Origin of the sequence: Streptococcus sp. CCUG 71758 (assembly GCF_011714815.1) — a bacterium.
Lineage (GTDB): Bacteria > Bacillota > Bacilli > Lactobacillales > Streptococcaceae > Streptococcus > Streptococcus halitosis.
Window position 1 is genome coordinate 1 of sequence record NZ_RXXO01000012.1, and the last position, 707, is coordinate 707.

General features: G+C 34.2%; 1 pseudogene. It reads right to left on the reverse strand.

Going from position 1 to position 707, the window contains the following annotated elements:
* A pseudogene (locus EKB01_RS09275) lies at positions 1 to 652 on the reverse strand (IS3 family transposase); the annotation flags it as partial.
* Positions 653 to 707 lie beyond the last annotated feature (55 nt).

The following is a 707-nucleotide window of genomic DNA, read 5'->3' on the forward strand; positions in this document are numbered from 1 at the left end:
TCACGATAAATTGACTGAATTTCAATTTTAATATCTTGATTCTTATCTGGTTTATATAGCTGTTTTAAGTGGTAATAATAGGTTGAACGGGCAAGCTTAATAATCTTTAGAAGAATATTTAAAGAAAACTCTGTTACCAATCCTCGGACAATTTCCGTTTTTCTTCTTTCTCTTTTTCCTCCTTCAATCGGAGTTCTCTCAACTTTTTTAGAATGGCATTCTCCGCTCTCAGGTACTCATTTTCTGCTTGAAGACGTTCTAATTCTGTCATTTCTTCAGGTCTCTTCTTTGGCTTACGTCCCATTTTAGACGGTCTCTCTCTTGTTTTCTCAACAATAGTATACCCGTTTTTCCTGTATTGTTCCAGCCAATTCGAAAGTAATCCACTACTTGGGAGAGCATAATCCAGAGATACGCTTAGTTGGGAACGACCTTCAATCAAAACATTATTGATGATTTCTTGCTTTAATTCAGGAGAGTAATAACGGTTTTTCCCTTTTTTGACGAACTCTATTCCGTAACGATCAATCAATTTAATCATGTACCTAAGATTAGAATTGTTTATCCCAAATTTATTTGAAAGCTTCTCTAAGCTATATCCTTGTTTTCTTAGTCCATAGATTTGAACTTTATCTTCATAACTCAATTTCATAATAAAACACCCCAAAAGTTAGATTCTTTCTGTCTAACTTTTGGGGTGCAGTTCA